The sequence below is a fragment of the Saccharothrix sp. 6-C genome, from assembly GCF_016695385.1.
Classification (GTDB): Bacteria; Actinomycetota; Actinomycetes; order Mycobacteriales; family Pseudonocardiaceae; genus Actinosynnema; species Actinosynnema texasense.
In genome coordinates, this window is record NZ_CP064192.1 from 4,998,043 (window position 1) to 5,020,865 (window position 22,823).

General features: G+C 73.7%; 26 protein-coding genes. 12 read left to right on the plus strand and 14 right to left on the minus strand.

Going from position 1 to position 22,823, the window contains the following annotated elements:
• Positions 1–2 precede the first annotated feature (2 nt).
• Positions 3–2,012, plus strand: a complete 2,010-nt coding sequence (locus IOD16_RS41295; protein WP_201435775.1) for a serine hydrolase — start codon at positions 3–5, stop codon at positions 2,010–2,012.
• 1 nt (position 2,013) lies between these two features.
• On the opposite strand, the gene IOD16_RS20840 is transcribed toward IOD16_RS41295, so the two are convergent.
• Complete coding sequence (locus IOD16_RS20840; protein WP_201435776.1) at positions 2,014–2,688, minus strand: TVP38/TMEM64 family protein; 675 nt, start codon at positions 2,686–2,688, stop codon at positions 2,014–2,016.
• A gap of 37 nt (positions 2,689–2,725) precedes the next feature.
• A complete protein-coding gene (locus tag IOD16_RS20845; protein WP_236594251.1) occupies positions 2,726–3,085 on the minus strand; it encodes a hypothetical protein in 360 nt (119 codons plus the stop codon).
• A 379-nt stretch (positions 3,086–3,464) separates the two neighbouring features.
• Here IOD16_RS20845 and IOD16_RS20850 point away from each other — a divergent pair, with 379 nt between their 5' ends.
• Complete coding sequence (locus IOD16_RS20850; RefSeq protein ID WP_201435777.1) at positions 3,465–3,809, plus strand: DUF6223 family protein; 345 nt, start codon at positions 3,465–3,467, stop codon at positions 3,807–3,809.
• On the opposite strand, the gene IOD16_RS20855 is transcribed toward IOD16_RS20850, so the two are convergent.
• The 4 genes from IOD16_RS20855 to IOD16_RS20870 all read right to left on the minus strand — a co-directional run bounded on the left by IOD16_RS20855 (position 3,728) and on the right by IOD16_RS20870 (position 6,433).
• Positions 3,728–4,465 carry a response regulator transcription factor gene (locus IOD16_RS20855; RefSeq protein ID WP_201435778.1) on the minus strand — a complete coding sequence of 246 codons (738 nt, stop codon included), beginning with the start codon at positions 4,463–4,465 and terminating at the stop codon, positions 3,728–3,730. The two genes, IOD16_RS20850 and IOD16_RS20855, sit on opposite strands and share 82 nt — an antisense overlap.
• Positions 4,462–5,568 (minus strand): sensor histidine kinase, encoded by a 1,107-nt coding sequence (locus tag IOD16_RS20860; RefSeq protein WP_201435779.1) that lies wholly within the window; start codon positions 5,566–5,568, stop codon positions 4,462–4,464. The genes IOD16_RS20855 and IOD16_RS20860 overlap by 4 nt, the downstream gene beginning before the upstream one ends.
• Before the next feature lie 64 nt (positions 5,569–5,632).
• Complete coding sequence (locus IOD16_RS20865; RefSeq protein ID WP_201435780.1) at positions 5,633–5,905, minus strand: GlsB/YeaQ/YmgE family stress response membrane protein; 273 nt, start codon at positions 5,903–5,905, stop codon at positions 5,633–5,635.
• Positions 5,906–5,980: 75 nt separating this feature from the next.
• Positions 5,981–6,433, minus strand: a complete 453-nt coding sequence (locus IOD16_RS20870) for a VOC family protein (RefSeq protein WP_123747389.1) — start codon at positions 6,431–6,433, stop codon at positions 5,981–5,983.
• A gap of 194 nt (positions 6,434–6,627) precedes the next feature.
• Here IOD16_RS20870 and IOD16_RS41050 point away from each other — a divergent pair, with 194 nt between their 5' ends.
• Together IOD16_RS41050 and IOD16_RS20875 are read left to right on the plus strand one after the other, a co-directional pair.
• Positions 6,628–6,759, plus strand: a complete 132-nt coding sequence (locus IOD16_RS41050) for a hypothetical protein (protein WP_268957629.1) — start codon at positions 6,628–6,630, stop codon at positions 6,757–6,759.
• A 37-nt stretch (positions 6,760–6,796) separates the two neighbouring features.
• The gene (locus IOD16_RS20875) at positions 6,797–7,342 is read left to right on the plus strand and encodes an isochorismatase family protein (protein WP_201435781.1); all 546 of its coding nucleotides are present in this window, start codon (positions 6,797–6,799) and stop codon (positions 7,340–7,342) included.
• 52 nt (positions 7,343–7,394) lie between these two features.
• Here IOD16_RS20875 and IOD16_RS20880 read toward each other — a convergent pair whose 3' ends face one another.
• The 3 genes from IOD16_RS20880 to IOD16_RS20890 form a co-directional block, all read right to left on the minus strand.
• A complete protein-coding gene (locus IOD16_RS20880; protein ID WP_201435782.1) occupies positions 7,395–8,144 on the minus strand; it encodes a GH12 family glycosyl hydrolase domain-containing protein in 750 nt (249 codons plus the stop codon).
• 195 nt (positions 8,145–8,339) lie between these two features.
• Positions 8,340–9,722: an FAD-binding oxidoreductase gene (locus tag IOD16_RS20885; RefSeq protein WP_201435783.1), complete on the minus strand. Its 1,383-nt coding sequence runs from the start codon at positions 9,720–9,722 to the stop codon at positions 8,340–8,342.
• Between the two features lie 70 nt (positions 9,723–9,792).
• Positions 9,793–10,374 (minus strand): TetR/AcrR family transcriptional regulator, encoded by a 582-nt coding sequence (locus IOD16_RS20890; RefSeq protein WP_123747385.1) that lies wholly within the window; start codon positions 10,372–10,374, stop codon positions 9,793–9,795.
• 78 nt (positions 10,375–10,452) lie between these two features.
• On the opposite strand from IOD16_RS20890, the gene IOD16_RS20895 reads away from it, so the two are divergent.
• Positions 10,453–11,628 carry a YbfB/YjiJ family MFS transporter gene (locus IOD16_RS20895; protein ID WP_201435784.1) on the plus strand — a complete coding sequence of 392 codons (1,176 nt, stop codon included), beginning with the start codon at positions 10,453–10,455 and terminating at the stop codon, positions 11,626–11,628.
• Here the strand turns inward: IOD16_RS20895 and IOD16_RS20900 are convergent.
• Positions 11,546–12,484, minus strand: coding sequence for a helix-turn-helix transcriptional regulator (locus IOD16_RS20900; protein ID WP_201435785.1), 939 nt, complete (start codon positions 12,482–12,484; stop codon positions 11,546–11,548). The two genes, IOD16_RS20895 and IOD16_RS20900, sit on opposite strands and share 83 nt — an antisense overlap.
• A 131-nt stretch (positions 12,485–12,615) precedes the next feature.
• On the opposite strand from IOD16_RS20900, the gene IOD16_RS20905 reads away from it, so the two are divergent.
• Positions 12,616–13,179, plus strand: coding sequence for an RDD family protein (locus IOD16_RS20905; protein ID WP_201435786.1), 564 nt, complete (start codon positions 12,616–12,618; stop codon positions 13,177–13,179).
• A gap of 247 nt (positions 13,180–13,426) precedes the next feature.
• Entirely contained in the window at positions 13,427–14,572 is a 1,146-nt protein-coding gene (locus IOD16_RS20910) for an acyl-CoA dehydrogenase family protein (RefSeq protein WP_201435787.1), read from the plus strand.
• On the opposite strand, the gene IOD16_RS20915 is transcribed toward IOD16_RS20910, so the two are convergent.
• Positions 14,573–15,499 carry an NAD(P)-dependent alcohol dehydrogenase gene (locus IOD16_RS20915; RefSeq protein WP_201435788.1) on the minus strand — a complete coding sequence of 309 codons (927 nt, stop codon included), beginning with the start codon at positions 15,497–15,499 and terminating at the stop codon, positions 14,573–14,575.
• A 92-nt stretch (positions 15,500–15,591) separates the two neighbouring features.
• Between IOD16_RS20915 and IOD16_RS20920 the strand changes: the two genes are divergently transcribed.
• Both IOD16_RS20920 and IOD16_RS20925 read left to right on the plus strand, forming a co-directional pair.
• On the plus strand, positions 15,592–16,209 hold the full coding sequence (locus tag IOD16_RS20920; RefSeq protein WP_236594252.1) for a TetR/AcrR family transcriptional regulator: 618 nt from the start codon (positions 15,592–15,594) through the stop codon (positions 16,207–16,209).
• Positions 16,210–16,255: 46 nt separating this feature from the next.
• Positions 16,256–16,564, plus strand: a complete 309-nt coding sequence (locus tag IOD16_RS20925; RefSeq protein ID WP_201441482.1) for a PadR family transcriptional regulator — start codon at positions 16,256–16,258, stop codon at positions 16,562–16,564.
• A 61-nt stretch (positions 16,565–16,625) separates the two neighbouring features.
• Here the strand turns inward: IOD16_RS20925 and IOD16_RS20930 are convergent, their stop codons facing one another.
• The 3 genes from IOD16_RS20930 to IOD16_RS20940 form a co-directional block, all read right to left on the minus strand.
• Positions 16,626–17,444 carry a siderophore-interacting protein gene (locus IOD16_RS20930; protein WP_201435789.1) on the minus strand — a complete coding sequence of 273 codons (819 nt, stop codon included), beginning with the start codon at positions 17,442–17,444 and terminating at the stop codon, positions 16,626–16,628.
• Positions 17,445–17,576: 132 nt separating this feature from the next.
• Positions 17,577–18,554, minus strand: a complete 978-nt coding sequence (locus tag IOD16_RS20935; RefSeq protein ID WP_201435790.1) for a hypothetical protein — start codon at positions 18,552–18,554, stop codon at positions 17,577–17,579.
• Between the two features lie 334 nt (positions 18,555–18,888).
• Entirely contained in the window at positions 18,889–19,041 is a 153-nt protein-coding gene (locus tag IOD16_RS20940; RefSeq protein WP_201435791.1) for a hypothetical protein, read from the minus strand.
• A gap of 587 nt (positions 19,042–19,628) precedes the next feature.
• Between IOD16_RS20940 and IOD16_RS20945 the strand changes: the two genes are divergently transcribed.
• The 3 genes from IOD16_RS20945 (at position 19,629) to IOD16_RS20955 (ending at position 22,822) form a co-directional block, all read left to right on the plus strand.
• A complete protein-coding gene (locus tag IOD16_RS20945) occupies positions 19,629–20,249 on the plus strand; it encodes an L-threonylcarbamoyladenylate synthase (protein ID WP_201435792.1) in 621 nt (206 codons plus the stop codon).
• A gap of 102 nt (positions 20,250–20,351) precedes the next feature.
• Positions 20,352–21,131 (plus strand): hypothetical protein, encoded by a 780-nt coding sequence (locus tag IOD16_RS20950; protein WP_123747375.1) that lies wholly within the window; start codon positions 20,352–20,354, stop codon positions 21,129–21,131.
• Between the two features lie 194 nt (positions 21,132–21,325).
• A complete protein-coding gene (locus IOD16_RS20955; RefSeq protein ID WP_201435793.1) occupies positions 21,326–22,822 on the plus strand; it encodes a methionine--tRNA ligase in 1,497 nt (498 codons plus the stop codon).
• Position 22,823: the final 1 nt, after the last annotated feature.

Consider the following 22,823-nt stretch of genomic DNA (forward strand, 5'->3'; position numbering starts at 1 on the left):
CGATGCGCCGACTGACGACCGCCGTGCTGTGCGCGCTGCTGGTCGCGACCCCGTCCGCGACGGCCGAGCCGGCGGGCGCCGCGAACCCGGAGTTGACCGTGATGACCTACAACATCCACACCGGCGTCGGCGTGGACGGCAGGCTGGATCTGGGCCGGGTGGCCGCGGACATCACGGCCTCCGGCGCCGACGTGGTGGGGTTGCAGGAGGTCGACGTCCACTGGATGGCGCGCAGCGAGTGGCGCGACCAGGCGGCGGACCTCGCGGAGGCGGTCGGCATGGAGGTCTACTTCGCGCCCATCTACGACCTGGACCCGGCGGAACCGGGCCTGCCGCGGCGGCAGTACGGCGTGGCGGTCCTCAGCCGGCACCCCGTCGTCGCGGCGGAGAACCACTCGATCACCAGGCTGTCGACCCAGGTGCCGAACCCGACGCCCGAGCTCGCGCCGGGCTTCCCGGAGGTCGAGCTGGATGTGCGCGGCGAACGTGTACACGTCTACGACACCCACCTGGACTACCGCGCCGATCCGGCGGTGCGCCGCGCCCAGGTCGCCGACATGCTGCGCGTGCTGGCGGAGGACCGGGGTGAGGCGCGGGTGCTGCTCGGCGACTTCAACGCGCCGCCGGACGCGCCCGAACTCGCTCCGCTGTGGACGGAGCTGGTCGACGCGTGGGCCGTGGCGAACCCGCTGTCCCCCGGCCTGACCTACCCGGCGGCGGCGCCGGCCAAGCGCATCGACTACGTCGCCGCCGGCTACCCGGCCCGGGTGCGCGAGGCGCGGGTGATCACCACCGGCGCGTCGGACCACCTGCCGGTGGTGGCCGAGGTGACCATCACCCGGCGGTCGGGCTCCCCCTGGCACGCGGCGCTGCCGGACCAGCGGCTGCGGCCCGGCTCACCGCGGCAGGCCGGACTGGCCGCCGAGCACGTCGACCGGCTGGTGCCCGACGTCGAGGCAGGTGTGCTCGCGTCACCCCAGGCCTTCCCCGGCGGCGTGGTGCTGGTCGCCCGCAACGGCGTGATCGCCCGCCACGCGGCGGTCGGGGACGCGCTGCGCTACGGGTCCGACGGCGTCGAACTGCCGCCCGACCAGCGGATCCCGATGCGCGAGGACACCATCTTCGACGTGGCGTCGATCTCCAAGCTGTTCACCACCGCGGTCGCGATGCGGCTCGTCGAGCGCGACCTGATCGACCTGGACGCGCCCGCCGCGCGCTACCTGCCCGAGTTCGCCCAGAACGGCAAGCAGGACGTCACGCTCCGGCAGTTGCTGACCCACACGTCCGGGCTGCCCGCCGGTCTGGCGCTCGGCTCGTACCCGACGGTCGAGCAGCGGCTGGCCGCGGTCCACGCGGTGGCGCTCCGGTCGGAGCCGGGTACCCGGTACGTGTACTCGGACCTGAGCCTCATCGTGGTCGGCAAGGTGCTGGAACGGGTCACCGGCCGGTCGCTGCCGGACCTCGTGGCCGCGGAGGTCACCGAGCCGCTGGGGCTGCGCGACACCATGTTCACGCCGCCGGAGAGCCTGCGGCCGCGCATCGCGCCGACGCAGTACGCGGGCGGTTCACGCGGGCTGATCTGGGGGCAGGTGCACGACTCCACGTCCTGGTACCTCGGTGGCACGGCAGGGCACGCCGGGGTCTTCTCCACCGCGCACGACCTCGCCGTCTTCGCCCAGATGCTGCTCAACGGCGGCCAGTACGGCGGCCGGCGCGTCCTGCGGGTGGAGAGCGTCCGGGCGATGACGACGAACTGGAACGCCGCCATCCCGGGCGCCGCCCGAGGGCTCGGCCTGGACGTCGACAAGCCCGCGTTCATGGGCATGCTGGCCACCCCCTACACGGTGGGTCACACCGGGTACACCGGGACCTCGCTGGTCATCGAGCCGGGCAGCCGGTCCTTCGTGCTGCTGCTGACCAACCGCGTGCACCCGACGGCGGCCGGGCCGGCGACCAACCCCTACCGGCACGTGGTGGCCGACGACCTCGCGCGTGCCGTGCTGGACCGGTGAGTCAGGCCTTCGACCGCAGGAGCAGCCGCCTGCCCCACCAGACCCCGACCAGGGCCAGCACCAGCCACGCCGCACCGGCCGCGATCGAACGGGGTGAGCCGAGGTCGAGCGCGGCGTCGCCGAGGGTCGCGGCCAGGGCGGTGGTCGGCAGCAGCCCGAGCGCGGTCCCGGCGGCGAAGGACGTCGGCGCGACCGCGGTGACACCCGCGCCGTAGTTGGAGACGGCGAACGGGACCACCGGGAGCAGGCGCAGCACCACGGTCGCGGCCAGGCCGTCGCGGGCGAAGACCGCGTCGAGCGCCTTCAGCCTGCCGGAACCCAGCCACCGCGCCACCCACGGCCGCCCGAGCAGCCGGGCGACGAAGAACGCGATCACCGCGCCCGCGGTGAAGCCCGCCACCGCGATCGCCAGGCCGGGCAGGACGCCGAACAACAGCCCGGACGCCGCGGCCAGCACCGGTTTCGGGAAGAACGCCGCCGTGCCCACCGCGCACACCGCGAAGAACACCAGCGGCGCCGGCACGCCGTTGCCGTCGATCCGGCCCCGGAGCTGCTCGGGGTCGGGCAGGTCGAGCACCGCGGCGGCGACCGCGAGCACCACGACCACGACGGCCAGTCCGACCACCCGCACGTGCCGCACAGCTCTCCCGGACTCCTTCAGGCTCGAGGCCGTCATCGTAGGTCCTCGCCGCGCGGCGCCGTCCCCTGGCGGGTCAGCCGCCCGCGGCGGCGTGGTCGTCGGCCGGCCGGGCGATCAGGTGGTCGACCAGGCCGGCGGGCATCTCGGCCCGCCCCGGGCCGCCCGCGGCGACCCAGCCGAGGACGTGCTCCACCGCCTCGTCGGTGAGCACGCCGCCCAGCCACACCGGACGGGCGCCCGTGCCCCGGGCGGGCCTGACCACGACGACGTTGGAGAACTCGCAGGAGCTCAGGCAGTCGGCCACGGTCACCGCGCGCTCCCCCGCGGCTTCGCGGAACTTCCGCAGGTGCGTCGCGTGGTCGACGTCCGGGTGCTTCGCGACGGTGCCGCAGCAGCAGCCTCGGCAGACGGTCAACTTGCTCGTTTCGGGCACCTGATCTCCATGCTGCGGTGAGCCAGTGGAACGGTTGATACCCCGGCTGGGTATGACGGAGAACGTAGCATACCCAGCGGGGGTACCGGGTCGTGGTGGTCCCGGGCGTCGACGGCCGCCGGACCCCCGGGCCGGGTGTGCGCCGGACCTCCAGCGGCGTCAACGGTTTCTCCAGTTCGTCGGGCCGACCGGCGGGCAGGACCACGAGCACGACCGAGGTGTCCGTGACGGGGCCCACCACCACTGCGGTGGTACGGCGTGCGGCAGGCGTACGACCCCGGTGGTAGGCCGATCGACAACTCCGGCCCGACGACTCGCGCCCGTCCCGGTTCCTACGCTGCTCGCACTTGTCGCCCGAGCGAAGGAATCCCTGATGCACATGGCCACTGCGCTTGCCGCCGTCAGCGCCTACACGATGAGCCCCGGCCGGATCGGCGCCGGTCTCGGCGGGGTGCTGGGCCTGGTCGGCCTGGTGGTCGGGGTCTTGGCCCTGACCCGACCCGCCGGCCGCTTCGGCACCGGCACCGGACGCCTCGGAGCCGCGGTGTCCCTGGCCGGCGGGGTCGTCGGCCTGGCCCTGGGCGGGCTCGTCGCGGTCACGGCCGACAGCGGCATCGGCACGGGCAACGGCCGCGGTGGCGCCTACGTGGCCTTGGTGGTCGGGGTGGCCGCCGTGGCGCTGGGCGGGGTGGCGCTGGCCCGGTCCCGTCGCGCCACCGCCTGATCGGTCAGCCAGCCCGGAACGGTGAGACCGGACTCGTAGGCCAGGATCACCAACTGGGCCCGGTCGCGGACCCGCGTCTTGGTCATGATGCGACTGACGTGGGTCTTCGCCGTGGCCGGGCTCAGCACCAGCCGCGCCGCGATCTCGTCGTTGGACAGGCCGGCGGCCACCAGCGCCATCACCTCGCGCTCGCGGTCGGTGAGCGCGGTCAGCCGCGGGCCGGGGTCAGGGTGCGTGGCGCGGTTGGCGAACTCGGCGATCAGCCGGCGGGTGATCGACGGCGCGATGAGCGCGTCGCCGCGCGCCACGACCCGCACGCCGTGGATCAGCTCCGCCGGCTCGGTGTCCTTGACCAGGAAGCCGCTCGCACCGGCCCGCAGCGCGCCGTAGACGTAGTCGTCCAGGTCGAACGTGGTCAGGATGATCACGCGGACGGCCGAGCCGGCGGTGATCTCCCGCGTGGCGGCCAACCCGTCCAAGCCGGGCATCTGGACGTCCATGAGCACGACGTCGGGTCGCAGGTGCCGGGTGAGCCGCACCGCCTCCGCGCCGTCGGCGGCCTCGCCGACCACCTCGATGCCGTCCTCACCGTCCAGGATGGACCGGAAACCGGCGCGGACGAGGGTCTGGTCGTCGGCGAGCAGCAGGCGGATCACGCCGGCACCGGGTCCGCGCGCAGCGGCAGGCGGGCGTGGACCCGGAAACCGCCGTCCGGGCGGGGGCCGGTGCTCAGCGAACCGCCCAGCGCCTGCGCCCGTTCCCGCATCCCGAGGATCCCGTTGCCGGGGACGCCCGGCGCGCCGGCGCCGTCGTCCTCCACTTCCACGAGCACGTCGTCGTGGTCGGGTCGGACGCGGACCACGGCGGCGGTCGCCCCCGCGTGCCGGGTCACGTTGGTGAGCGCCTCCTGGACGATCCGGTACGCGGCCCGGCCGACCTCGGGCGGCAGCGGCCGGGTCTCGGCGAGCTCGACGCGGATCTCCAGCCCCGACCGGCCCGCCGTCGCGACGAGGTCGCCGAGGCGGTCCAGGTCGGGTGGCGCTTCGCCGTCCTGGCGCAGGGCGTTGAGCGTGGCGCGCAGCTCGCGCAGGGTGTCCTTGCTGGTCTGCTTGATCGCGGTCAGCGCCTGCTCGGTCCGGGCCGGGTCCGGGCGGTGCAGCGCGGCACTGGCCTGCACGTTGATCAGCGACAGGTGGTGGCCGAGCGCGTCGTGCAGCTCGCGGGCGATGCGCAGCCGTTCCTCGGTGGCCCGGCGCCGGGTCTCCTCCTCCAGCCGCTGCTCCGCGGCGAGGCTCCGGGCTTCCGCTTCCGCGAGGTAGGCCCGGCGGTTGCGGGTCACGCCGACGATGACCGCGACGAGCCAACCGGCGTGCAGGAACGTCGCGCCGTTGCCGGTCCGGTTGAAGCCGTCCGCGAAGGCGAAGGCGAGGACCGAGGCGACGCCCAGTCCGACGGCGACGGCGACGTGGCCTTCGTCGACGACGGTGTAGAGCGCCACGACGAACACGACCATGATCGGGCCGGGCTGGTGCAGCAACGCGCCGTAGGCGCTCACCGCGGCCAACGCCACCACGCCGACCGGGACGGGGTGGCGGCGCCGGAACACCAGCGCGCCGGCGGAGAGCAGCACGACGGCCAGGGCCGCCCACTCGGCCGGGGCGCCGATGCCGCGCGCCTGCACCACCAGCCCGAGCAGCGAGACCAGGCCGGCGGCGACCGCCACGGCGGTGTCCGCGGTCCGGCCGCGCCACCTCGACATGGCCGAAGCCTAACCCCCGGCCGGTGAGCGGGAGGTCAGGCTTCGGCGAAGTCGGGCGTGCGGGTCAGGAGACTCGTTTGCGGGTGTAGAAGCCCGCGACCAGGCTGACGCCCACGGCGGCGAGCGCGACCTGGATGATCACTTCGATCCAGTCGATGCCGCGGGTGTCGCCGACGCCGAGCGCGTTGGCGAGGAAGGTGCCGATGAAGGCCGCGACGACACCGACCACGATGGTCAGCCAGATCGGGATGCTCTGCTTGCCGGGCAGCACGAGCCGACCGAGGGCGCCGATGATCAGACCCACGATGAGGGCGCTGACGATTCCGGAGACGGTCACGATCACTCCTTCGAGTCAAGTGATCCTCAGTTACCCGATCGACGCACCCGTCACTCCTCCGTGTCCGTTTCGTCCCTACGACGCGCAGAATTCGTTACCTTCCGGGTCCCGCATGACCCACCAGTGCCCGGCCGGTCCTTTGTCGAACTCGCCGACGCGGGTCGCGCCGAGCCCTTCCAACCGGGCCACCAGGTCGGCCAGGCCGCCGGGTTCGCCGTGGACGTCGACGTGCAGGCGGTTCTTGCCGGACTTGGCCTCGGGCACGTCCTGGAACAGCAGTCGCCGGCCGCGGCCCACGCCGCTGGTCGCGTCGAACGGGTCGTCGGGGTGGCGGACGGCGGCGTAACCGCGGAAGTTCTTGCGGCCGTTGTGCTCCACGACCGCTTCCGCGCCGAGGTGACCGGCCGCCAGCAGCTGCTCGATGAGCGCGCTCGGATCCTCCACCTCGTAACCCAGGGCCGCGGCCCAGAAGTCCGCGAGGGCGGGTGCGTTCCTGGTGTCGATGACCAGCTTCCAGCTCAGTGCCATGTAACCGATTATGGGGGTTACAACGGGGTCGTCGCAAACCGCGGGCCGCCGATCGGGGTGTCCGCGGCGTTGCGGCAACGGGGTGACGGGTCGGGCGACCGTCGTCGTTCGAGCCTCGCGCCGCCCCTTCTCTGCGACACTGGCCGCGCCTGCGCTCGTCAGGCGAAGTCCGTCGAACCGGGAAGGAACGCGACATGGCAAGGGTTCTGCGACTGCTGCCGGTCCTCGCGATCGCGATCGGCACGATCGTCCTCGGCTCGTCCGCGACCGCGTCCGCCGACAGCGGCGCCCAGGTCGGGACGAACGGCTACACGTGGAGCAACTGACCGGCGACGGCTCGCGCCGCGGACAGGCCGCCCCGGTATGAGGGCGGCGCTGCTGATCGTCGACGTGCAGGAGGTGCTGGTGCCGCTCGTCTGGCGCGGCGAGGAGCTGGCCGACCGCGTCGCCTCGTTGGCGCGGGAGGCCCGCCGCGCCGGTGTGCCGGTGGTCGCGCTGCGCCAGGTCGGGCCCGGCGGCACGGAGTTCGACCCCGACTCGCCCGGCGCGCGGATCAGCGCGCGTCTCCGGCTGGAGCCGACCGACGTGGTGGTCGACAAGACGGCGACCGACGCGTTCTACCGCACCGACCTCGCGGCGCTGCTCGCCGAGCGGGACGTGGACACGGTGGTGCTCACCGGCCTGGCCACCGACTACTGCGTGGACGCGACGGCGCGGTCGGCGTTGAACCACGGCCTGGACGTCGTGCTGGTGAGCGACGGCCACTCGCCGGCCGCCGACGGCGACCCCGAGGCGGGCCTGACCGCCGAGCAGGTCGTCGACCGGCACAACCGGCTCCTCAGCACGGCCGTCCACCCCGGCGGGACGGTGCGCCTGGTCCCGGCGGCGCAGGTCGCGTTCGGGCCTTGAGCGCGCCGAGAGGCCGGTCCGGGCGGACACCCGGACCGGCCGGTTCGGTGGATCAGCCGCTGACCGAGGCGGAGAAGTTGTTGACCGCCAGGCCGGTGCCGCCGTTCCACGGCTCGAAGCCCGCCTGGATGCTGGTCAGGTACCAGGACGTGGTGATCGCGCCGCGGTTGCGGACGTCGTTGACGAAGTCGAGCACGTTGAACGACCACGACGTGATCGGCGACGGCGCGACGTAGGAGATCACGTTGTTGGCGCCGTTGCTGCCGCGCCAGACCTGCCAGGTGCGACCGCCGACGGTGGCGTTGCCGACCGCGCTGCCGATCGGCTGGATCGAGCCCTGGCGGTTGAACCAGATCATGATCTCCATCTGGTTGACCCCGTTGGTCTTCGGCGTCGGGTCGAGCCAGATGTCGTAGGAGGCGTTGTAGGTGCCGCCCACGTAGCTGTAGTTGATCGAGGACGACGCGCTGCGGATCCGGCTGACCTGCATGGGCAGGTTGCTGCCCGGCGAGCAGTTGGAGTAGTGGCAGCCGAGGAACACCGACGGGTACGACAGCGGCGCGCCGTTGGTCGGCGCCGAGCCCTGCTGCTGGGTGATCCGGAAACCGGTCGAGGTGACGTTGATGCACTGGGTAGCCGACGTGCCCCAGCGGTTGTTCTGGACCACGTAGCGGCCCTGGATGGTGGTCGATCCGTACTGCTCGCAGATCGTGGTGTCGGCTTGGGCCGGCCCGGCTGCGGCGACGACCGCGGACGCGGCCATCAGCCCGGCCAGCACGAACGCGCGGACAGTGCTTCGCATGGAACTCCTTCCGAAGGGTCCACGACGGCGGGGAATCTCTCCTGGGAGCGCTCCCAGGGTAGCCCCGAACACCCTCTGCCGCCTATCTCGAATCGCGCACCCGGCCGAATCGGACGAGCGGCCCGCACCCGCCGGCCCGCCCGGCGGCGGACCGCCCGACGGCACGGTGATCGGGCCGCGACGCGACGAGCGAGGTCAGACGAGCCCTTGCGGGAACGCGAGGACGCGGTCCGGGTCGTAGCGGCGCGCGACCCGGCGCAGGCGTGGGAGATTCCGCCCGTAGTAGGCGGTCGGCCAGTCCGGCATGTCGGGGTCGATGTAGTTGACGTAGCCGGTGCCGTGGCCGATGCCGTCGCGCAGCTCCGCCGTGATCCGGCGGGCTTCGGCCTCGTCGACGCCGACCACGTCGACGTACGCCTGCGCGCTGGCGATGGCGTCGCGGTGCGGGAACGCGGTGGCGTCCGGCCGCACGCGCGCGATCGCGCCGCCGAACGTGTCGAACTGGGCCCGTCCCGTCCGGCGGCCGTCCAGCAGGGCGACGACCCGCGCCGGGTCGACCGGCCGGTGCAGCATCCTGGAGGAGGCCACGAACGGCGAGCCGTCGTCCGGCCGGCACTCGGGCAGGCAGCCGGCGAAGAACCGCATGGCGGCGCCGTAGTCCATCGGGCGGACCGTGCGGCCGGTCGGCGCGACCTTCGCGGCGAACCGGTCGAGGTGCCGGCCCAGTTCCCGCGCGGACCCGATCCAGGTGCCGGCCACGCCCGCGACCGGTGGGGCGCCCGCGGCGACGTTGCACGCGGACCACAGGCCGTCCGGGGTGCCGAGCGCCCACTCCTGCCACGCGCCCAGCACGTCGGTCGCCGCGTCCGCCGGGAAGTCCAGCAGGAACACCGTCACGTCCGGCGCGGGCTCGGTGTCGAAGGTGAACGACGTGACGACGCCGAAGTTGCCGCCACCGCCGCCGCGCAGCGCCCAGAACAGGTCGGGTTCGGCGTGCTCGTCGGTCCGGCGCGGCCGGTCGCCCGGCGTGACGATCCGCGCGGCGCGCAGGTGGTCGATCGTCAGGCCGTACTCGCGCCCGACGACGCTGATCCCACCGCCCAACGTGAGGCCGCCGATGCCGACCGTGGGGCACGACCCGGCGGGCAGCAGCCGACCGGTCCGCGCCAGCTCGTCGTACAGGTCGATCATCCGCGTGCCCGCGCCGACCTCGGCCCGCCCGCGGTGGTCGACGCGGACGGCGCGCAACGCGGACAGGTCGATGACGAGACCGTTCTCGGGCACCGAGTAGCCGGCGTAGCTGTGCCCGCCGCTGCGCGCGGCGACCGGGATCCGTTCCCTGGCGGCGAAGTCGAGGCACCGCGCGACGTCGGACTCGTCGGCGCACAGCGCGACGGCCGCGGGCCTGCGGTGCGCGTACACGGTGTTGTACGGCCTGCGCACGGTGTCGTAGACGTCGTCACCGGGCAGGACCAGCCTGCCGGTGAGCACGCGGCGCAGCCGGGCCCAGTCGCTGTCCCACCCGCCGAGCGCGACGAGTCCGGTTGCCTGGATGAAGGTTCTCCGACCGAATCGCATGAGCACTCCCCCGGTGCCCATGGTGCCGCTGCCGGCCGCCGCGCCACTCCGCCGAACGGGTTCGGTGCGGTCAGGACGCGGCGGCGAGCAGGACGAGCGCGGCGCGCAGGGCGTGGTCGCCCGCCCCGGTCGGGCCGTGGTGCGTGGCGACCACGGTGGCGCCTTCGACCAGCATGAGGAGCTGCCGCCCGAGGAGCCCCGGATCGGCGGCCCCGGCGCGTTCGGCGATGCCGACGAGCGTGTCGAGGTACCGGTCCAGGTGGCGTGCGGTGATGGCACGCACCGGCTCGACGTGGTGCTGCGCGGCGGCGTTGAGCATGGCGCAGCCGCGGAACCGGGGTTCGTCGTAGGTCTGCTGGAAGGTGTCGAACACGGCGGTGAGCTGGTCGGCGGGATCGGGTCCGGCGGCGGCGACGGCGGCGGCCAGCGACCGCGTCACCCGCTCGCTGCGGGCTTCGAGCACGGCCCGCACCAGGCCGTCCTTGGTGCCGAAGTGCCGGTAGAGCGTCTCCTTGGACACCCCGAGGCGCGTGCACAGCTCGGCGACGCCGATGCCGTCGAGGCCGCGCTCGTAGAGCACGGGGGTGGCCGCGTCGAGGATCGCGGCCCGGGTGCGTCCCGGATCGATCGTGGAGCCCTTGGCCACCGGCATGACCCAGATGGTACCGATCAGTTCGATCGCCTGCTAGCGTGCCGATGGTACCGATCGGTTCGATCTCCGGGGGCACGGATGTGGCAAGCCGTTCGGCTCGCGCTCGGCACGGCGTCCGCGCTCGGGCTCGCCCGGTTCGCCTACGGGCTGCTCCTGCCCGCGATGCGCGACGACCTGCGCTGGACGTTGGCCGAAGCCGGCGCGATGAGCGCCGCCAACGGCCTCGGCTACCTGCTCGGCGCGCTGGTGACCGCGGCCGTCGTCCGCCGTTCGGGCGTCACGGCCGCGTTCCGCCGCGGCATGGCGGGCACGGCCGTCGCGTTGGCGGCCACCGCGATCAGCGACGACTTCGCCGTGCTGCTGGTGGTGCGCGCGGCGGCCGGCGCGGCGGGGGCGGTGGTGTTCATCGCCGGCGGTGTGATCGCCTCGCGCATCGCCACCCGGGTCGGGTCCGGCACGCCGATCACCGTGTACTTCGCGGGCGCGGGGCTGGGTATCGCGTTCGGCGGCGTGGCGATCCCGTTGCTGGGCGACGGTTGGCGGGCCGCCTGGGTGGTCCTGGGCGTCGCCGCCGGCCTGGCCGCGCTGGTCTCCTGGACCGCGGCCCGCGCGGACGGCGAGGCGCCCGCCGCGACGGCCGGTCGGGCGCGGGTGCGCCCGCTGTGGCGGGTCGCGTCGGCGTACGCGCTGTTCGCGCTCGGCTACATCACCTACATCACGTTCCTGTCGGCCTACCTGGTCGAGCGCCGGGCCCCGACCTGGCAGGTGGTGCTGACGTGGGCGGCGCTCGGGCTGGCCGTGGTGGCGGCGCCGGTGCTGTGGAGCCGGCCGATCGCCGCCTGGCCGGGCGCCCGCGCGCTGGCCACGTTGCTGGGCGTGCTGGGAGGTGGGGCGGCGCTGGCCCTGGTGGCGCCCGCGCCGCTGGTGATCCTCGGCTCCGCGATCGTCTACGGCGCGACGTTCATGGGCGTGCCGGCCGCCGTCACCGCGCTCATCCGGGACGCCGTGCCGGCCGCCGACCTGACCGCGACGCTGGCCGCGTTCACCACGCTGTTCGCGGCCGGCCAGACCGCCGGGCCGTGGCTGGCCGGGCTCGTGGCCGACCGCACCTCGACCGACGCGACCCTGGCTTGGACCGCGGTGCTGTGCGCCCTGGCGGCGGTGATCGCGGTCAGTCCACGGCGGCGGCGAAGCGCGCGGCGAGCGCCGCGACCGCGGCCCGCAGCTCCGGCCCGCCCTCGACGCGGAAGTTGAACGGCACGGTCGCCAGCCACTCCTGCGCGTACATGGCCGGGTTGCCCGTGCTGCCGACGAGCACGCACCCGTCGCCCAGCGGTTCGAGGCGGCCCATCGGGGGCCGGACCCACGGCGCCACCTTCTCCGCCGGCGCGTGGAACACGACGCGGGTCGGGAACTCCCAACCGGCGCCCAGGTTCTCCTCCACCACCGCGACCGGGTCGAGGTCCGCGGGCGGTTCGAACCCGTGCTCGGTCTGCCGGACCGCGCGGACCCGGTCGATCCGGTAGGTGCGGACCGCGTCCGCGCGGTGGGAGTGGCACAGCAGGTACCAGCGCCCGTGCCGCACGACGACCGCCCACGGGTCCGCCTCGGTCTCCCACTCGCCGCCGGAGTCGGGGCGGTAGGTCACCACCACGCGCCGCCGGGCGGCGATCGCGGCGACGAGCGCGCTGGTCGTACCCGGGTCCGGGCGGACCGCGCTGCGGTCGGGCGCGGCGGACGCGTGCTCGCGCAGCGCCGCCGCCTGCCTGCCGACGTGCTCGGGCAGCGCCCGGACCACCTTGCCCAGGGCCGTGTCCACGAGGTCGTCGGCCGGGTGGTCGAGCACCGCCATGACCAGGACGAGCGCCTCGGGCTCGGTGAACACGACCGGCGGCAGCCGCGTGCCGCGCCCGAGCCGGTACCCGCCGTAGGGGCCCCGGGTCGACTCGACGGGGATGCCCGCCTCGCGCAGGATGCCGACGTACCGCCGCACGGCCCGTTCCGTCACGCCCAGCCCGGCGGCGAGCTCGCCGGCCGTCACGCCGGGTCGCGCCTGGAGGATCTCCACGGCGCGCAAGGCCCGCGCGGTGGGGCTGAGTTCGATCGGCACACCTGGACCTTAGACGTGGCCCGGACTCGGGCCGTCCGCAACGCGAGCCGGCGCGGGCGCACGCGTTCGCACCGGGGGCCGAGTCGAGGTCAGGCAGAATGTCGCCGGCCACGCACCGACTGGGGGACCCCATGACCGCTCCGGGCGCCGACCGGCCGCCGACCAGGCTGGAACTCGTCAGGGCCGAGGCGGCCCACGTCCTCGGCCCGAAGGCAGCCGCGCGCGTCGACTCGTTCCCCGACGGCGTCCTGCACGTCGGAGCGGGCGAGCTGCGCCGGCTGCTGTCGTGGCTCGTCGACTTCGCGGTGTGCCTGCTCGCGGTCGGCGTCGGCTTCGTCGTGCTCAGCGGGCTGAGCACCGCCGGGAAGATCGACGACGGCCGACTGGTCCTGGCCGCCATCGCGCTGCTCGTCCTGGTGCCCCCGCTGTACGGCCTCGGCTACGGCAACGGCCGGGCGCTCGGCGCCCTGCTCACCGGCACGCGACTCGTGCGGGTGGCCGACGGCGGCCGGATCGGGCTGAAGGCGCCGTGGGCGATGACGGTCCGGACCGCGCTGCTGCCGCTGGTGATCGTCGCGACCGTCGCCGGCGGCGGGCCACCCGGATCGCTCGTCCGGACCAGCATCGACAGCCGCGGCACCCGCCGGTTGCACGCGGCGGGTCTCCGGAACCTCGCCGACCAGCGGGTCCCCTGACGGCCGATTCCACTGTGGACCGACCGGTCACGGCGAAGAGCACGCGCGCCGACTCCGCCACCTCTTCCGGCGAGTGCCGCGGCCCGGTGCCGCCCTCCAGCACCGGTGCGAGCATCCGCCGCACCTCGTCCATCACGCCACTCCTCCCCTGTTCGGCGGACGAGGCCACGCGAATGGGCGTGCCGGTCCACCGACCCGCGATGCGACGATGGGCCACTCGCCGCCGCCGTCGCAGGGGGTTTCCGTGATGAGTGCCGACGTCCTGACCGCCATCGCGGACCTCGCGCCGCGGTTGACCGCCGCCGCCGCGCGAGCCGACGCGGAACGCCGGGTCGCCGACGAGACCGTGGCGGCGATGCGCGACGCGGGCACGTTCCGCGTCACGCGGCCCTCGCGGCACGGCGGCGGGGAGGCGTCGATCCGCACGCACCTGGACGTGTCGTCGGCGGTGGCCGCGATCGACGGTGGCGCGGGCTGGTGCACGGCGTTGTGGAACGGCGGCAACTGGATCACCGCGCAGTTCCCCGAGCAGGCGCAGCAGGACGTGTGGGGCGCCGAGCCCGAGGCCCTGGTCAGCGGCACGCTGATGCCGAGCGGCCCGGTCGGGCGCGTGGAGGGCGGTTACCGGCTCAGCGGCGAGTGGACCTACGCCTCCGGCATCGGGCACGCGTCGTGGGGCCTCGCGGCGGCCGTGCTGGACGGCGGCCTGGCGTGGCTGCTGGTGCCCCGCGCGGACTTCGAGGTCGTGGACGAGTGGCACGTGGCCGGGATGAGGTCGACCGGCAGCAACCGGTTCGTGGTGCGGGACGCGTTCGTGCCCGACCACCGCGTGCTGTGGCTGGAGCGGATGGTGGCGGGCGCCAACGTCACGCCCGACGCCGCCACCACCTACCGCGCCGCGTTCGTGCCCTCACTGGTGACGATGATCAGCGGCCCGCTGCTCGGGCTGGGCCGTGCGGCCTTGGCGCACGTCATCGACGCGGCGCCGGACAAGGGCATCGCCTACACCGGTTTCGACCGGCAGCGCGACTCCACCGCGTTCCAGCTCCTGGTGGCCGAGGCCGCCTCGGCGGTGGACAGCGCCGAGCTGCACGCCTACCGCGCCGCCGACCTGCTGGACCGGCACGCCGCGGACGCCGAGTACCCGTCCGAGCTGCTCCGCGCCCGGTGCCGCGCCGACGCCTCCGTGGCCGTGCGCCACGTGACCCGCGCGCTGGAAACGCTGCTGTACGCGCACGGTTCGCGCGGCTTCGCCGACTCCAGCCCGTTGCAGCGGATGTGGCGTGACGCGAACGTGGCCGCGCGCCACGGCATGCTCCTCCCCCAGGTGAACCTCGAGCTCTACGGCGCGGCCCTGGTGGGGGCGGAGAACGCGGTCAGCCCGTTCGTCTGATCACACGACCCGGATCACGTGCTTCCCGCGCACGCCACCGGCTTCGAGCGCGCGGTGGGCCGCGGCGGTCTCGGCGAGCGGGTGGACGGTGTCGACCACCGGCCGGACCGCGCCGCTCTCGACCAGCGCGGTGAGGTCGGCGAACAGCTCGGACTTGGGGTTACCGCTGAAGAACCGGACGCGCCGCGCGCCGAACACCGCGGAGGCGAGGAGGTAGCCGACGTCGCCCGCGGAGCGGAACGCGATGGCGACCATGCGGCCACCGGGTCCGAGCAGGCGGCGGTACGTGCGCGGTGAGCTGCCGTACGTGTCGAGGACGACGTCGAAGCGGCCCAGGTCGGCGGGATCGGTGCGGTAGTCGACCGCCTCGTCGGCGCCCAGCTCGCGGACGAAGTCGAGTGCCCGCTCGCCCGCCAGGGCGGTGACGTGCGCACCGCGGGCCTTGCCCACCTGCACGGCGACGCTGCCCACGCCCCCGCTCGCGCCGCGCACCAGGAGCCGTTCGCCGCGGGCGAGCCCGGCCTTGTCGCGCAGGGCGGTGATGGCGGTCGTGCCGACACCCGGCAACGCGGCGGCCCGCACCAGGTCGAGGCCGGCGGGACTGGGCGCGAGTTGGCGCGGGTGCACGGCGACGTACTCGGCGGCGCTGCCGAACCGGCCGCGCGGCAAGCCGCCCCACACGTGCGCGCCGGGCGCGAACCCCGGCCCGGACACGACCTCGCCCGCGAAGTCGATGCCCACCCGCTTGGGGAACTTCGAGCCGAACAGGACCCTCATCCGGCCCGTCCGGTCGATCCGCTCGCCCCCGTTGACGCTGGCCGCGTGCACCCGCACCAGCACGTGCCCCGGCGGGACCTCCGGGTCGGGCACCGTGCCCTCGTACAAGACCTCCGGCGGCCCGTACCGGTCGAACAGCGCTGCGCGCATCCCTCACCCCTCGCGTAAGCGGAAGACACCTTCCACTTCGACGCTAACACGCTAACCGGAGGGTGCCTTCCGCTTGAGCTAAAGTGAGAGGCGTGCCCCGTGAGACGACTCGGTTGCGCGTGGACGCGCGGCAGAACCGCGACCGCATCATCGCCTCGGCGCGGGAGGCGTTCGCCGCCGAAGGCCTGGACGTGTCGATGACCGGGATCGCCCGCCGAGCCGGGGTGGGCGTGGCCACCCTCTACCGCCGCTTCCCCACCAAGGAGGCGCTGGTCAGGGAGGTGTTCGCGGAGCAGCTCGAAGCGTGCACGGGCGAGGTGCACCGGGCGGCGCAGGACGCCGACCCGTGGCGCGGCTTCTGCCGGGTGGTGGAGAAGCTGTGCGAGATGCAGGCCCGGGACCGGGGGTTCAGCGCCGCGTTCCTGACCGCCTTCCCGGACGCCGTGCCGGTGGACGAGATGCGCGCGCGGGCCGAGGAGGCGTTCGCCGGCGTGGTGGAACGCGCCAAGGGCGTCGGCGTGCTCCGGCCGGACTTCGCCCTCGACGACCTGACGCTCGTGCTGATGGCCAACAACGGCCTCGTCACCGACTCGGTGGACGAGGCGGTGGCCGCCTCGCGCCGCCTGGTCGCCTACTTCCTCCAGGCGTTCCGGGCCCGCGACCCGCTGCCGCCGCCGGTGCGCCTCGGCCTGGACCGCGCGCTCGGCTGACCGGGCCCCTTCGCGGCGTGCCCACCCGGATGCCCGGTACTCCGTCATACTTCGCAGTGGTGCGGAGGGCTGCGTGCTGGAGATCATCGGCAGCGAGGAGACCTACGGGTACGCCATCACGCGCCGGCTGAACGAACTCGGCTTCGCCGACGTCGTCGAGGGGACGGTCTACACCATCCTGCTGCGGCTGGAGAAGAACGGGCTCGTCCGGGTGGCGAAACGACCGTCCGGGCTCGGTCCGCCCCGCAAGTTCTACGCGCTCGACGACGCGGGACGCGCGCGGCTCGCGACGTTCTGGGCGAAGTGGGAGTACGTCACGTCGCGCATCGAGAAGCTCCGAGAGGGCGGGGAATGAGCTTGCGGACCTCCTGCCAGGAGCCCAGCGGGAAGCCGGGCGGGGCCCGCGGCGCGGACCGCTAACCCTGCTCCTGCTCGACCCGCCGGTTCCACTCGCCCTTGGACGACTGCCAGCCGTCCTCGTCCGCGCCGAGCCGCCAGTAGCCGGAGATCGACATCTGCTCGCGCGGCACGCCCCGCTCCGCCTTCAGGTGCCCGCGCAGGTCCTTGACCATGGTCGCCTCGCCGTGCACGAAGACCTGGACCACGCCCTCGGGGAACGCCAGCGCCCGCACCGCGTCCACGACCAGCCGTCCACGCGGGCCGCCGCCGCGGTGCAGCCACCGCAGGTCCACCCGACCCGCCGACCGCACGACCTGCTCGTCGTCGGGGCCGTCGACCTCGACGAACACCTCCGCGCGGGCGCCGGCCGGCAACGCCTCCAGCGCCGCCGCGATGGCGGGCCACGCGCTCTCGTCCCCGGCCATCAGGTGCCAGGCGACGTCCGGGTCGGGCGCGTACCCGCCGCCGGGACCGGCGAAGTGCAGCACGTCACCCGGCTGGGCCTTCGCCGCCCACGGACCGGCCACACCCGAGTCACCGTGCGTGACGAAGTCGATCCACAGCTCGCCGGCCCGCGCGTCCCACTCGCGCACGGTGTACGTGCGGGTGCGCGGCCACTGGTCGCGGGGCATGGTGGCGCGGATCGCGCCGAGGTCGAACGGCTCGGGGTAGAGCACGTCGTCCAGCGGGAACGCGAGCTTGACGTAGCTGTCGGTGTACGGGCCGACGGCGAAGTCCGCGAGCCCCTCCCCGCCGAGCACCACGCGGATCATCTGCGGCGCGACCCACTCGGTGCGCACCACGCGACCGCTCCTGCCACGGGACCGTTCGGCCATGTCGGGTACTCCTCGGTGATTCCAACGGCGCAACCAGCCTTCACCGTACGTGCCGGCCGGCCGCGGCCGACGGGGACCACCGGCGCGCGGGCCGGGCGGTGGGGATGCCGGACGTCCCCACCGCCCGCGCCGTCAGCGCACGTTCCACTCCCGGGCGAGCCGGGCGGCCAGACCGAGGTTCGCCGCGGCGGCGTCCTCGGTCCGTCGCCCGTAGCCGCACGCGGCCGCGATGCCGGCCACCGGCATGCCGAGCGCTTCCACCGTGAGCCGCAGCGCCTCGCGGGTCTCCTCCGGGTGGTCCTCGGCCACGACTCCCGCGATGACCTCCACGCCACGTCGCAGGCGCTTCAGCTCGTCGTAGAAGGCGGAGTCGGTCGGCGGCGGGTTGCCGCCACTGGCCACGGGCAGGTGCACCGTCGGCATGGGTGCGCCCCGCTCCGCCAGCGCGTCGGCCAGCGCGTTGAGGAACAGCACGGCCGGCCGCAGGTCGCTCGGCGTGAACACCGGCACGTGCTCCAGGTCGCCGTAGCACAGGTGCAGCACCCACCGGGTGCGCGGCGCGGCCGCCAGGACGCCGGCCACCTGCCCGGAGAGCTCGGCGGTCAGCGCCGGCCACGTGGCGGGCGGCGTGAGGTGGTAGGCGACCAGCACGGCGGGCGTCTCCAGCTGGAGCTGCAGCCGGTCACCCCACCGGGCGACCAGTTCGGTCACCTCGTGCACGACCGCGACCTGCATGGTCGGCAGCCACTCCCGGGCGGCGTCGACCGAGCCGAACGCGAACACCGCCAGGTCGAGGGCGTTGGGGATGCCCACCTGGACCCGGAGCTGTTCGCAGGTCCCGGCGAGGTGCAGGCGGTCCAGCGCCGCGAACGCCGCGTCGGCCTGCTCGACGCGGGACAGGCCGATCTCCTCCGCGCACAGCCGCTGGCCGGGGCGCACGCGGTAGTACGGCATGTCGTCGTAGCCGCGGCTCTCACCGCCGCGCACCTGTTCGAGGGCCGGCACGGCGGACATGTGGTGGGTGAGCCAGTCGATGATCCAGCGCGGGTCGCGGTCGGACGGCAGGGCGGTCAGCGCGGCGCCGCCCCGGTGCCGGAGGAACCAGCCCATGGCGGTGGCGGGGTCGTCGCACAGCGGTCGCGGCAGAGAGCCGACGAGGTGGACGGGCAGTGGGCGGTGGTCGTGCTCTCGATCATGGGTTTTCGTGGGTGCCTGTGCGGTCATGAGTGGTGTTCTGCTTTCGAACGAAGAACGTGAACTGCCCCGGGAGTGCCGCAGGATCTCCGCGTCCGACTTCCCGGGTGTGAACCCATCGTGACCGCGCCGACGAGGCCTGTCCACTTAGGATGATCAACTAAATCCGACCGTGCGCATCATCCACGCGATAGTGTGACCGCCGCGGTCGGCGATGAATTCTGAGTAGTCGCAGAAACAAGAGCGACAATCATGATTTCCGGTGGACGTCCGCGACGACGGCGACGCCCGCGGCGAGATCGATGTCGGAAACGCTGTCATCAAAGGTGATCAGCAGGTGCGGCCCGGCGGCGCGCCGTGCACGACCCTCACCGGGCAGGTGCCGGGCGATGGACGCGACCATGGCGAACCGCGAATGCCGTTCCGGTTCCCGGACGCCACCATGACGGCCGGCACGTGTTGCGGCGGCACGGCATTGCCGAGGTCGGCGCACCACTTTGCTTCGATCACACCGTTTCGATACGCGTCGGGCACGGGCAACCAGCCGACGCGCAATGCCGGGGCGAGCACTTTGGACACACTTCCGGTGCGACAAACACGATCGGGGAGCATGGCGCGGAATGCGGAAACGGGCGGCCTGCCATAACGGTGTTCCGCGTCGTAATCGTCCTCGATGGCGAGACCGCCGGCCCCGGTCCACTCGACAACTCGCGCCACCGAGGACCACACCGGTGCTGACGCGCACCGAGCGAACCGGGGTCTTCCACGGCGACCTCCGTGACGCCGCCGGCGCGCAGCAGCGGGCAGCCTCCTCCCGACCGGCAGCCGCCCGTCCGCGATCGCCTCCCGCAGCCGCCGGGCCGGCCAGTCGGCCCGAACACCCATCAACTCGGGTGTTCCGAACGCAGGACACGGGTGTTCTGGAGGTAGGACACGCGCGTTCGGAAGGTAGGACACGCGGGCGGGTGAACGGGACACTAGGCTCCCCGCATGGCCAGGTACTTCGACGTGCACCCGGTGAACCCGCAGCGCAGGTCCATCGACCAGGCGGTGGAGCTGATCAAGTCCGACGGCCTGATCGCCTATCCCACCGACTCCTGCTACGCGCTCGGCTGCCGGCTCGGCAACAAGGCCGGGCTGGACCGGATCCGGCAGATCCGGCACCTGGACGACCGGCACCACTTCACGCTCATGTGCCGCGACTTCGCCCAGCTCGGGCAGTTCGTGCACGTGGACAACGCGGTCTTCCGGGCGATCAAGGCGGCGACGCCGGGCAGCTACACGTTCATCCTCCCGGCGACCACCGAGGTGCCGCGCCGGCTGATGCACGCGAAGAAGAAGACGGTGGGCGCCCGCATCCCCGACCACCCGGTCGCGCAGGCCCTGCTGGCGCAGCTCGGCGAGCCGCTGCTGTCCAGCACCCTCCTGCTGCCCGACCAGGAGGAACCGCTGGTCCACGGCTGGGACATCAAGGAACGGCTGGACCACGTGGTCGACGCCGTGCTGGACGCGGGTGACTGCGGCACCATGCCGACCACCGTCGTCGACTTCTCCCAGGGTGAGCCGGAGGTCGTCCGGCACGGCGCGGGCGATCCGTCCCGCTTCGAGTAGGGACCCGCGAACGGACCAGGGGTGTTGCGCCGGTCAGAGGTGTGGGAGCGTTCCCAGAGCCGATAGCTTCCTGCTGCCCACTCAGCGCAGAAGGAGCTACCCGTGCGGAAACGGTTGTCCTCGGCGGTCCTCGCCGTCCTGCTGTCGGTCGTCGCCCTGCCGGTCGCGGACGCCGCCGGTCCCGATCAGGCCGATCACCGGCTGAAGACCTGCGCCCGCGCGGGTCTGCTGTTCTGCGAGGACTTCCAGCAGGTGCCCACCGGCGCCGGCACCAGCCTCAAGTGGGGCGTCGACACCCGCAACGGCTCGCTGGAGGTCGAACGCGACCGGCGCGGCCAGAAGGTGCTGCACGTGCGGACCGAGGGCAACGGCCGGGCCTTCCTCAAGGTGGACGACTTCGCCGCGCCGGGCAACAGCTTCTACGGCCGGGTCCGGGTGCGCGTCGAGGCGTTCCCGGACGCGCCGGACTGGGCCCACTACACGTTGGTCGAGGCCACGGGTGACGGCCCGGAGGTCGTGCGCCCGCTCGGCGGCCAGTACGTGCCCACGCTGGACAAGGCGTTGTGGGGTGTCGGCGCGGACGGCGGCCCGACCGGCGACTGGACGAACTGGCGCGAGTCGGCGCCCTCGAAGGCCGGCGCGTGGCAGTGCGTCGAGTGGCGGATGGACGCCTCGGACAACCGGATCACGCTGTGGTTCGACGGCAAGCCCAACCCGGACCTGACCGTCTCCACCCGGGAGCACGGCGGCAACCAGGTCGACTTCCTGTTCCCGCGGTTCGACACGGTCAAGCTGGGCTGGCAGCTCTACCAGCCCAACGAGGGCAGCCACGACCTCTGGCTGGACGACATCGCGCTGGGCGCCGACCGCATCGGTTGCTGACCGGGTCGGTCGCCGACGGGGCGTAAACCAGGCGCGGGACGGGCGGTGGCGCTGCTAGCGTCGCCGCCATGTCCTCGTCGTGCCCCGTCCTGATGCCCCGCCACGCGGGGCGGCCGACGCTGCACGGATGACGAGTCCGAGGCCCCCGTCCCAGGGGTCTCAGCCGGCTGGGAACCCCGCACCAGGAGGTTCCGATGCCCCGCTTCTACGTGACGACCGCCATCCCGTACGTCAACTCGCGCCCGCACCTGGGTTTCGCGCTGGAGCTCGTGCAGGCCGACGTGCTGGCCCGGCACCACCGCCTGCGCGGCGACCGGGTGCGGTTCCTGACCGGCACCGACGACAACTCGCTGAAGAACGTGCTGGCGGCGCGGGCGGAAGGCGTGTCGACCGGCGACCTGGTCGACCGCAACTCGGCCGCGTTCGCGGCGTTGCGCGACCCGTTGGCGCTGTCGTTCACCGACTTCATCCGCACCAGCCGCGACGCGCGGCACCGGACCGGCGTGGAACGGCTGTGGCGGGCGTGCGCGCACGACCTCTACCGACATCACTACGAAGGCCTGTACTGCGTCGGCTGCGAGCAGTTCTACGCGCCGGCCGACCTGGTGGACGGCAGGTGCCCGGAGCACGAGGTCGAGCCGCAGCGGGTGGCCGAGGAGAACTGGTTCTTCCGGCTCTCCCGCCACGCCGACCGGCTCCGCGACCTGATCCTCGACGGCACGGTCCGGATCGAGCCCGCCGCGCGCCGCAACGAGGTGCTGGCGTTCATCGCCGCCGGCCTGCGCGACTTCTCGGTGTCCCGCTCGCGCGAGCGCGCGCACGGCTGGGGCATCCCCGTGCCGGGCGACCCGGACCAGGTCGTCTACGTGTGGTGGGACGCGCTGGGCAACTACATCACCAGTCTGGGCTACGGCGGGGAGGGCTCGAACTACCGCCGGTGGTGGGTGCGGGGCGACCGGCGCGTGCACGTGATCGGCAAGGGCGTGGTCCGGTTCCACGCCGTGTACTGGCTGGCCATGCTGCTGTCGGCGGGTGAGCCGCTGCCGACCGACATCCTGGTGCACGACTACCTGACCACCGACGGCCGCAAGATCAGCAAATCGGCGGGCGCGGCGGTCGACCCGGTGGCGCTGGCGGACCGGTACGGCCCGGACGCGGTGCGGTGGTGGCTGCTGCGCGACGTGCCGCGCGTCGGCGACGCCGACTTCACCGAGGCGCGCCTGGTCGCCCGCGCGAACGAGGACCTGGCCAACGGCCTGGGCAACCTGGTCAACCGCGTCACCGTCATGGTCCACCGCTACCGCGACGGCCGGCCGCCCGTCGGCGCCGTGCCGGACGCGGACGCCGAGCCGGTGGCGAAGGCGTGCCGCGAGGCGCCGGACCTCGTGCGCGCCGCCGTCGACGACTTCGACTTCCGGCGGGCGACGGCGGCGGTGTGGCGGATCGTGGAGGAGGCCAACCGGTACGTCGAACAGGTGCGGCCGTGGGACCTGGCCCGCGCCGAGCGCGGCGGCGACACCGGGGCGGGCCGGCGGTTGGACTCGGCCGTCAGCGCGCTGCTGGCCGCGTGCCGCGTCCTGGCCCGGGAGCTGACGCCGTTCGTGCCGACCCTGGCCGCGCGCGTCTCCGAGCAGTGCGTGACGCTGTCGGGCGAACTGCCCCAGCCGCAGCCCCTGTTCCCGCGGTGGTGAG